This is a genomic window from Candidatus Methylomirabilota bacterium, from assembly GCA_036001065.1.
In the GTDB taxonomy this organism is placed as follows: Bacteria; Methylomirabilota; Methylomirabilia; order Rokubacteriales; family CSP1-6; genus MNEF01.
Genome location: DASYUQ010000109.1, coordinates 1 through 7,483, shown reverse-complemented (window position 1 = coordinate 7,483; position 7,483 = coordinate 1). Strand labels below are relative to the sequence as shown.

Sequence of the window (7,483 nt, the reverse complement as noted above, 5' to 3'; positions counted from 1 at the left end):
CGGGGAGCGGGGCTGGGCGGCGGCCACGACGAGCGTGAGCAGACGCTGAACCAGCTCCTCGTCGAGATGGACGGGTTCGAGACCAACGAGGGCGTCATCCTCATCGCGGCCACCAACCGGCCCGACGTCCTCGATCCCGCGCTGCTCCGGCCCGGGCGCTTCGACCGGCAAGTCGTCGTGCCGCGACCCGACGTCAGGGGACGCGAGGAGATCCTGCGCGTCCACGCCCGGCGGATCCCGCTGGCGCCCGACGTGGACCTCAAAGTTCTGGCCCGCGGCACGCCCGGCTTCTCGGGCGCGGACCTGGCCAACCTCGTCAACGAGGCGGCGCTCCTGGCGGCGCGCATGAACAAGAAGTTCGTGGAGATGCTCGACTTCGAGAACGCCAAGGACAAGGTCCTGATGGGCGTCGAGCGGCGCTCCATGATCATCAGCGATACCGAGAAGCGGACCATCGCCTACCACGAGGCCGGTCACGCCCTGGTCGCCGATTTCCTGCCCGGCGCCGACCCCATCCACAAGGTCACCATCATCCCACGCGGGCGCGCGCTGGGCCTCACCCAGCAGCTGCCCCTCGACGACAAGTACAACTACTCGCGGGAGTAGCTGGTCAACCGCATCACCATCCTGCTCGGCGGCCGCGCCGCCGAGGAGGTCGTGCTGCACCAGCAGACGACGGGCGCGGGCGACGACCTCGAGAAGGGGACCGAGATGGCCCGCAAGATGGTGTGCGAGTGGGGCATGTCCGACAGGCTGGGGCCGCTGACCTTCGGCAAGAACGAGGAGCACATCTTCCTCGGACGCGAGGTGGCCCGCCCGAAGGACTACAGCGAGGATACCGCACTCGTCATCGACTCCGAGATCAAGCGGATCGTGATGGAGTGCGCCACCCGGGCCCGCCAGATTCTCGAGGAGAACATCGAAAAGCTCCACGCCCTCGCCCGCGCTCTGCTCGAGCGCGAGTCCCTCGACGGCGAGCAGATCGCGCGGATTCTCCGCACGCGGCCGTTCCAGGAAGCTCCGGCGCCAGCCTGACGGCGGAGTGGCAGCGGCGGCAATCCTCGCAGGAGTTCCCGTCGGTGGCCCGACGCCGGTGGTGCTCATGGGCGCGCTCAACGTCAGCCCCGAATCGTTCTACACGGGTTCCGTCCATCGGCTCGCCGCCGATCTCGTGAGCGCCGCGCTGGTCATGGTCGAAGCGGGCGCCGCTCTGATCGACGTGGGGGCCCGCTCCACCGCGCCCTATCGGGCCACCGCGGTCGGCGAGGACGAGGAGCGCGACCGCCTCGCGCGCGCCCTAGAGGCGCTGGCGGGGAAGGTCCCGGTGCCGATCTCGGCCGACACGGCGCGGGCGCGCGTGGCCCGGGCGGCCCTCGACGCCGGCGCACGGGTCATCAACGATGTCAGCGGATTACGCGACCCGTCAATGGGCGCGCTGGTGCGCGAGCGCGGCGTCGGACTGATCCTCATGGCGTCCCCGGAGCGAGCGGGGGGCGGGGGCCCGTCGTCGACCACGCTATCCACCACAGTCTCCGTACCTTCTGCTCGCGCGAGGTCCGGTCTACCCCCAGAGGCTACGGGTCTCCGAGCGGCCCCCGCCCCCCGCTCGAGCCCCGTAGCGTGCGTGAAACGTCTGCTCGAGGCTGCGCTCGAGCGCGCGCGGGCCGCGGGCATCGCGGAGGAGCATCTGGTGCTCGATCCGGGGCTCGGGTTCTTCCGCGACGAGCCGGTGCCATGGGACGAGTGGGACGTAGAGGTGCTGACCGGTCTCGGGTCCCTCGCCGCGCTGGGGCGTCCCCTCTGCGTCGGGGTCTCGCGCAAGTCGTTCATCGGAGCGATCACCAGGCGCGACCGCCCGCAGGAGCGCCTGGCGGGCTCGCTGGCGGCGACGACGGTCGCCGTCCTCAACGGCGCCGCCCTGATCCGGACGCATGACGTGGCCGAGACGCTCGACGCGGTGCGCGTGGCCGAGCGGATGCGCCGGGCCGCGGGCCGATGACCGGCGGTCGGGAGCGCGGGTTCGTTCTACAATCGAGACGCGAGGAGATCGGGAGCGCTCTGTGACCCGGTTGTTCGGCACCGACGGCATTCGCGGCGTGGCCAACGAGGAGCCGCTCACGCCGGACCTCGCCTACCGCGTGGGGCGCCAGCTGGTGGCCACCCTCCGGGTCGAGCGCGGCGTCGAGCGCGTCCGCCTCGTCATCGGGCGCGACACCCGGCGCTCGGGGCCCCTCCTGGAGGCGGCGCTGACGGCGGGCGTGCTGGGCGCCGGCGGCGACTGCTTCGCGGTCGGAGTGCTGCCGACCCCGGGGATCGCGCTCCTGACGCGGGCGCTCGACGCCCACGGTGGCATCGTGCTGTCGGCCTCCCACAACCCGTTCGAGGACAACGGCATCAAGCTCTTCTCCTCCGAGGGGACGAAGTTCCCCGACGCCTGGGAGGAGAAGATCGAGGTCGGGCTCCAGGGCGACGATCGGGCGCCGCGCGCCCGCGGCGCCGGCATCGGCCGGCTGGTGGCCTACGACCGGGCCGAGCCGTACTACGTCGATTATCTCTGTCGCTGCTTTCCGCTCGACCTCGCGGGAATGACGATCGCGCTCGACTGCGCCCACGGCGCCACGTACCGTGTGGCGCCGCGCGTCTTCCGGCGGCTCGGCGCCAGGGTCGTGGCCGTCGGCGCCCGTCCGGACGGCACCAACATCAACGCCGGCTCCGGCGCGCTCTACCCCGCGGCCCTCCAGCAGAAGGTGGGCGCCGTCGGCGCCGCGGTGGGGTTCGCGTTCGACGGCGACGGCGACCGCCTGATGTCCGTCGACCACGCCGGCGAGATCCGCGACGGCGATTACGCGCTGGCCATCGCCGGCCGCCATCTGGCCGGCCGCGGGCGGCTCAAGGGCAACCTGGTGGTGACGACGGTCATGGCCAATCTCGGCCTCGACCAGGCGCTGCGCGCCGCCGGCATCGAGGTGGTGAAGACCCAGGTCGGCGACCGCCACGTGTACGAGGAGATGCAGCGGCGCGGCGCCAATCTCGGCGGCGAGCAGTCGGGGCACCTGCTGTTCCTCGACCACTCGCCGGCGGGCGACGGCATCCTCTCGGCGCTGGCGCTCCTCAGCGTGATGCGGGACACGGGGGAGTCGCTCGCGTCGCTGGCGGGGTGCCTCACCAAATTCCCCCAGGTGCTCATCAACGTTGCCGTCCGCGCCAAGCCTCCGCTCGCGTCGCTGGCGGGCCTCGGCGACCGGGTGCGCGTCTTCGAGCGCGAGATGGACGGCGCCGGCCGCATCCTCATCCGCTACTCCGGCACCGAGCCGCTCGCCCGCGTGATGATCGAAGGCGCCGACGGCCAGCGCATCCGGGCGATGGCCGACGAGCTGGCGGGCATGATCCGCGACCTGATCGGTGCGCCGTGACCGTCAGGGGCATCGGTGTGGATCTGGTCCACTTGCCGCGCATGCGCGAGGTCATCGAGCGCTGGCAGGAGCGCTTCCTCACCCGCGTCTTCACCGAGCAGGAGATCGCCTACTGCCGGGCCCGGCGGGACCCCGTGCCCCACTTCGCCGCCCGCTTCGCCGCCAAGGAGGCGGCCCTCAAGGCGCTGGGCACCGGGCTCCGGATGGGGATCCGCTGGCGCGAGCTGGAGGTGCGGCGGGAGCGCGGGCAGGCACCGGTCCTGGTGCTGTCGGGCCGTTCGCGCGAAATCGGTCTGGCCCGGGGCGGCAGCCACATGCTGCTGGCCCTCACGCACGACGGCGACTACGCCATGGCCCAGGCCATGCTGGTGGCCGATTCCTCGTCGGAGGGAGCCTCGTTCCGTGAGCTGGACTGCGAGCGCCCGTCCCCTCATCAGCCGCCTCGCTAGCGTGACCTCCGCCTCACTCGTCCTCTATGGTTGCGCGGCCCACCCGGTCGACCTCCCGCTGGACGGCGCGCGCGGCTACATCGCGGTGCGTCCGGGGCGACCGGGCGTGGTGATCGCGGCGCCGCACGGCACCTCCGATCCCCGCACCGGCGACATCGCCGCCGAGGTGGCGCGACGCACGGGCTTCGGCCTGGTGGTCGCGAGCGGGTTTGCCCTGGAGCGAGAGACCCGCGATGGTCCCGGACGTCGCTACCAGGTCAACCGTCCGTTCGAGGGCGTGCCCGGCCGACCGCCGAGCGAGGAGGTCGCCACGGACGACGCCCGCCGCGTGTACGACGCCTACGAGCAGCGGGTGCGCGAGGCGGCCCAGGGGCCGCTCGCCTTCTACATGGAAATCCACGGCAACAACCGGCGGGAAGCCACCGCGCGCATCGAGATCGCCACGGTCGGCGTCGACCACGAGCGGGCCCTCAAGCTGCGCACGCTGCTGGAGCTGATCCGCGACGCGCACCTGGGGCGCCACCCGGGGGCGCCGCGGCTCGAGGTGTGGATGGAGCCCGCCGATACGCTGCTCTACACGGCCTCGGGCGCCAAGCGGGTGGGGATCCTGAGATTGCCCGAGCGCGCGCTGCACGTCGAGCTGCCGCGCGCCGCCCGCACGGAGTGGCGGGAGGTGTACACGGCGATCCTCGCCGACTTCCTGACTCAGGCCGTGGCCCTGCCGCCGGCGCGGTAGTCACCGTGCTGCCGATCTTCAGCGCCGAGGAGATGCGGCGCCTCGACCGGCGCGCCATCGCCGAGCTCGGCCTCGCCGGCGCCACCCTGATGGAGAACGCTGGACGGGGCGCCGCCGAGGAGATTCTCCGTCTGTTGCCCCCGCGCGCCGCCGGGCGAGCGGCGCGCGTCGCGATCGTCTGCGGCAAGGGCGGCAACGCCGGCGACGGCTTCGTCGTCGCGCGCTGGCTCAAGCGGCGCGGCTGTCGTCCTTCGGTGTGGCTGACCGCACCCCCGGAGGAGATCGGGGGGGACGCCGGGGTCAAGCTCGCCGAGCTGCGGCGGAGCGGCCTCCGCCCCATCCGCGTGGCGGACGACGCGGCAGTGGCCGGCGACCTCGGTCGCGCCGACCTCGTCGTCGACGCCCTGCTGGGCACCGGCGCCCGCGGCGCGCCGGGCGGTTTGGTCGCGCGCGTGATCGAGCTCATCAACGCCAGCGGTCGCCCCGTCGTCGCGCTCGACATTCCCTCCGGGCTGCCCGCCGACGGGGGCGCGCCAGCGGGCCCGGCGGTCCTGGCGACGCTGACGGTCACCTTCGCCGGGCTCAAGCGCGGACTGGTGACGGGCCCCGGCGTGGACTTCGCCGGCCGCGTCACGGTGGTGCCGATCGGGATCCCCGTCGGCGAAGTGGTCCGCGGCATCACGACGTTCCTGCTCGAGGCCGACGACGTCGCGCGGCTGCTTCCCCCGCGCCCGCGGGCGGCTCACAAGGGGACGTACGGGCATCTGCTGATCATCGCCGGCTCGCTCGGCAAGACCGGCGCGGCGGCGCTCGCTTCGCGGGCGGCGATGAGGAGCGGCGCCGGGCTCGTGACCGTGGCCACGGCAGTGAGCCAGCAGCCGGTGGTGGCGAGCCTCCTGCTGGAGGCGATGACCGCGGCGCTCGCCGAGACCGCCGCCCGGACGGTAGCGCTCGGGGCCAAAGGGGTCATCGCCGAGTTGGCCGCGGCGCGCGACGCCGTCGCCCTGGGCCCCGGGCTCGGTCTCGACGCCGAGACCCAGGCGCTGGCACGGGAGCTGGCGCGTGATCTCCCCCGGCCCCTGGTGATCGACGCCGACGCGCTGACGGCGCTGGGCGGTTATCTGGAGGTGCTGCGCGCCGCCCCGGCGCCGCGGTGCCTCACGCCCCATCCCGGCGAGATGGCGCGGATGCTGGGAACCAAGGTGGCGGAGGTGGAGCGTGACCGGATCGCGACCGCGCGCGAGTTCGCGAAGGCGCAGCGCGTGCACGTCGCGCTCAAGGGCGCCGGAACCGTCATTGCCGCGCCCTCGGGCGAGGTGTACGTGAACCCGACGGGCAACCCCGGGATGGCCAGCGGCGGCACGGGCGACGTCCTCACCGGCATGGTCGGCGCCTTCCTGGCGCGCGGGATGGAGGCGAGCGCGGCCTTGCGGGCGGCGGTGTATCTGCACGGCCGGGCGGGCGATCTCGCTGCCGCGCGCCTGGGCGAGGAGGCGCTGATCGCGAGCGACGTGATCGCCGCGCTGCCCGAGGCGTTCACCGCGCTCGCCGGTCATGACGGCTGACGCAGCGATCGTCACCCGGAGTCCCGCCGAAACGGAGGCCGCGGGTGAGCGCCTGGGCCGGACCCTCGAGGCGGGCGACGTGGTGGCCCTGGCGGGCGAGCTGGGCGCCGGCAAGACCTGCTTCATCCAGGGACTGGTCCGGGGCCTGGGCGTCGCGGTCCACGCCACCAGCCCCACCTTCGTGCTCATCAACGAGTATCGCGGCCGCCTGCCCGTCTACCACGTCGACGCCTACCGGACGCAGAGCCTCACGGAGCTGATGGACCTCGGGCTGCCGGAACTCTTCGACGAGGGCGGCGTGACGGTGATCGAATGGGCCGATCAGCTGCTGCCGCTGCTCCCGCGCCGGACCATCCGCGTGCACATCGCCGGGCTCGGCGACGAGCCTCGCGAGATCACGATCCACCGGCCCTGATGGCCGGATCATTGCCCGGCCCCGGCGAGCGCGGGACCGGGCGTATCGAAGAGTCGGCGTTGACCGTGCCGCGCCGGCGCGTTAGAGAACGACATCATCATGGATCGGGGGCCGGCGAGCGAGCGTCCGCGCGAGCGCCTGTACTGGAAGGGCCCGAGCGCGCTCGCCGACGCCGAGCTGCTCGCGCTCCAACTGGGCTCGGGTACGCGCGACAAGAGCGCCGTCGACGTCGCCCGCGAGATGCTGGCGACCTACGGCTCCCTGGCCGACGTCGCGTCGCGGGAGGTGGGCGAGCTGACCCGCCAGCGAGGCGTGGGACCGGTCAAGGCGGCGCGGCTCGTCGCCGCGTTCGAGCTGAGTCGCCGCTTGCGGGCCCGGACCCCCGGCCAGCGCACGGTCCTGTCCACTCCCGCCGAGGTCTTCACGGCGTTCGGGCCCCTGATGGAGGATCTCAAGCGCGAGGTGTTCCGGGTGGCGCTGCTGGACGCGCAGAACGGGCTGCTGCGCGACTGCGTGGTGTCCGAGGGCACCCTGTCGGCCAGCCTGGTTCACCCGCGCGAGGTCTTCAAGCCGGCCATCCTGGAATCGGCCGCCTCCGTCATCCTGCTGCACAATCACCCGAGCGGGGATCCGGCGCCGAGCCGGGAGGACGTCAGACTCACGCGCCAGCTCGTCGAGTGCGCGCGGCTCCTCGGCCTGCGGGTGCACGACCATCTCATCATCGGGCGCGGGCGGTTCGTGAGCCTGGCCGAACGCGGTATCATCTAGTGCCGTTCCAACTATTCGCGCCTAGGAAGGCACCGTGTACGTCGTTCGTGGACAGATTTAGCCCCGATCCGAAATTCTTTTGGCGAGGAATGTGCGGAAACGCGGCGTCGGTAGCGGCCGTGGCCAGCGTGGGTACG

7 protein-coding genes and 1 pseudogene are annotated in these 7,483 nt (G+C 72.8%); all 8 read left to right on the top strand.

Features of this window, described 5'->3' with window-relative positions; translation table 11 throughout:
- The 8 genes and pseudogenes from VGV13_10090 (at position 1) to radC (ending at position 7,346) form a co-directional block, all read left to right on the top strand.
- Positions 1-1,035: pseudogene (locus tag VGV13_10090) on the top strand (AAA family ATPase).
- 7 nt (positions 1,036-1,042) lie between these two features.
- Positions 1,043-1,999: a dihydropteroate synthase gene (locus VGV13_10085; GenBank protein HEV8641432.1), complete on the top strand. Its 957-nt coding sequence runs from the start codon at positions 1,043-1,045 to the stop codon at positions 1,997-1,999.
- A gap of 61 nt (positions 2,000-2,060) precedes the next feature.
- Positions 2,061-3,413 (top strand): phosphoglucosamine mutase, encoded by a 1,353-nt coding sequence (gene glmM, locus VGV13_10080; protein HEV8641431.1) that lies wholly within the window; start codon positions 2,061-2,063, stop codon positions 3,411-3,413.
- Complete coding sequence (acpS, locus tag VGV13_10075) at positions 3,410-3,862, top strand: holo-ACP synthase (protein HEV8641430.1); 453 nt, start codon at positions 3,410-3,412, stop codon at positions 3,860-3,862. Before glmM ends, acpS begins: the two co-directional genes overlap by 4 nt.
- Positions 3,816-4,598: a hypothetical protein gene (locus tag VGV13_10070; GenBank protein HEV8641429.1), complete on the top strand. Its 783-nt coding sequence runs from the start codon at positions 3,816-3,818 to the stop codon at positions 4,596-4,598. Before acpS ends, VGV13_10070 begins: the two co-directional genes overlap by 47 nt.
- Positions 4,599-4,603: 5 nt before the next feature.
- Positions 4,604-6,163 (top strand): NAD(P)H-hydrate dehydratase, encoded by a 1,560-nt coding sequence (locus tag VGV13_10065; GenBank protein HEV8641428.1) that lies wholly within the window; start codon positions 4,604-4,606, stop codon positions 6,161-6,163.
- Entirely contained in the window at positions 6,153-6,578 is a 426-nt protein-coding gene (gene tsaE, locus VGV13_10060) for a tRNA (adenosine(37)-N6)-threonylcarbamoyltransferase complex ATPase subunit type 1 TsaE (GenBank protein HEV8641427.1), read from the top strand. Before VGV13_10065 ends, tsaE begins: the two co-directional genes overlap by 11 nt.
- A gap of 99 nt (positions 6,579-6,677) precedes the next feature.
- Positions 6,678-7,346 carry a DNA repair protein RadC gene (gene radC, locus VGV13_10055; protein ID HEV8641426.1) on the top strand — a complete coding sequence of 223 codons (669 nt, stop codon included), beginning with the start codon at positions 6,678-6,680 and terminating at the stop codon, positions 7,344-7,346.
- Positions 7,347-7,483: the final 137 nt, after the last annotated feature.

Excerpts from the sequence above, each read along its gene's own strand:
- tsaE (HEV8641427.1), top strand. The coding sequence starts at position 6,153 with ATGACGGCTGACGCAGCGATCGTCACCCGGAGTCCCGCCGAAACGGAG.
- radC (HEV8641426.1), top strand. The coding sequence starts at position 6,678 with ATGGATCGGGGGCCGGCGAGCGAGCGTCCGCGCGAGCGCCTGTACTGG.